Consider the following 1,761-nt stretch of genomic DNA (forward strand, 5'->3'; position numbering starts at 1 on the left):
AAAGCATAAGGCTTATTTGTCGAGAGATTCGGGTGGAGTAAGAGAAACAACAGGTAAATTAGTCTATGAAGGAATTTTCGATGTTGTCGTATAGAAAATTCAATATATATTTAAAATTCTGATCTCCTCCTAAATCTAAAGAAGTTTCTAATTTGCCCCAAATAACGATAGATTTGAAAGAAGATCTAAAAATAAAAGAAATATACGATAAGTATTATAATAAAGCTTATTCATTCGTACGCTCTTATGTCTACGATAAAGATGCTGTTGAGGATATTGTATCCGAGGCCATAATAAAACTATGGCAAGAACTTAAGCATAAAAATGATATAGAACATAATATTACACCTTTCCTTTTTTCGATATTGAAAAATATGTCTCTGGATTATCTAAGACATTTAGTCGTAAAACAAAAGGTCTTAGATAAATTAAATACTATAAATCAAAGGGAACTTGAGCTGAGAATCATGAGTTTAGAAGATTCTTCTTATGATGAAATATTGGTTCGGGAAATACAGGATATAGTAGATGCTACAATATTGAAAATGAAGGATCGGACTCAGGAAATATTTAGGCTTAGCAGATTCGAGCTTCTAACCAATAAAGAAATTGCAAAAAAACTGGGTATCACAGAAAAAGGTGTTGAATATCATATTAGTATTGCTCTTAAGATGTTGAGAGAGAGTCTTAAAGACTATATTAATCTTATCGCTATTTTTCCATTTTTATATAATTACTATTTTTTACTAGGGTACTCCCCATACTCATTCGTTTAATATAAAGAGGTGAATAAATATCTTTATATTATAGGAAAATGGATATAAACTTATTGTACAAATATATTTCGGGAGATGCTACAGATAAAGAAAAAGAAAAGGTTGTAGATTGGGTATATGCCGATGAGGCAAACCTGAAAAAATATATGCGACTTCGTAAAATTTATGATGCTTCTGCATGGATTGAAATTCCCGAGAATGTAAATCAGCTCCCTGTACATAAAAAAACAAGAAAAAGTAGTCTTGTATTACAGTTTAGCAAAATAGCTGCAATTGCTATCCTTGTCCTAATATCATCATACTGGGGTTATAAACAATACTTCCATAAAACAGAGATAGATGATGAAGTTTTAACTATGATAATGCCTGCAGGACAGTACGGGCAACTAGTCTTGCCGGATGGATCCCTTGTGTGGCTTAATGCTCAAAGTCGCTTAGAATTTCCCTCCAGATTTGGATCTGATGGTCGGAATGTGTTTCTCGATGGCGAAGCTTTTTTCGAGGTTGCCGCTAATGAAGATAATCCATTTATAGTGCATACTAAAAATTATTCAGTGAAGGCTTTAGGTACAAAATTTAATGTTCGCTCTTTCGATGAAGGAGAACATTCGAGAACTTCATTATTGACGGGGGCTGTCGACATAGAACTGAATACTTCTAAAAAGAAATTTAGTTTACATCCAAATGAACAACTCGATTATCAGAACGGTGAAGTCTCTCTTAGCCCAATATCCAATTTATCTTATTTCGAATGGAAGGATGGTTTGCTTTGTTTTGAAAATGAATCGATGAAAGATTTATTAATGAGGCTTGGCCAATGTTATGCCATAGAATTTGAGATCAAAAATGAAAGTATACTTACCGATAAATATACCGGAAAATTTAAAATTAAGGATGGTATAGAGCAGGCACTTAAAGTTCTGCAGCTAAGATCCGATTTTTCATACCGGAATAAAGGAGATTATATAATTATAGAAAAAAGTAG

At 32.5% G+C, this 1,761-nt stretch carries 2 protein-coding genes; both read left to right on the forward strand.

What is annotated here, in order from left to right; genetic code table 11:
- Window positions 1–173 precede the first annotated feature (173 nt).
- Window positions 174–776 carry an RNA polymerase sigma-70 factor gene (locus JGH11_RS19905; protein WP_236264258.1) on the forward strand — a complete coding sequence of 201 codons (603 nt, stop codon included), beginning with the start codon at window positions 174–176 and terminating at the stop codon, window positions 774–776.
- A gap of 38 nt (window positions 777–814) precedes the next feature.
- Window positions 815–1,761: FecR family protein (locus JGH11_RS19910; protein ID WP_201114706.1), on the forward strand; the 947-nt coding region annotated here is incomplete at its 3' end.

It is taken from the genome of Dysgonomonas sp. Marseille-P4677, from assembly GCF_016652235.1.
GTDB lineage: Bacteria > Bacteroidota > Bacteroidia > Bacteroidales > Dysgonomonadaceae > Dysgonomonas.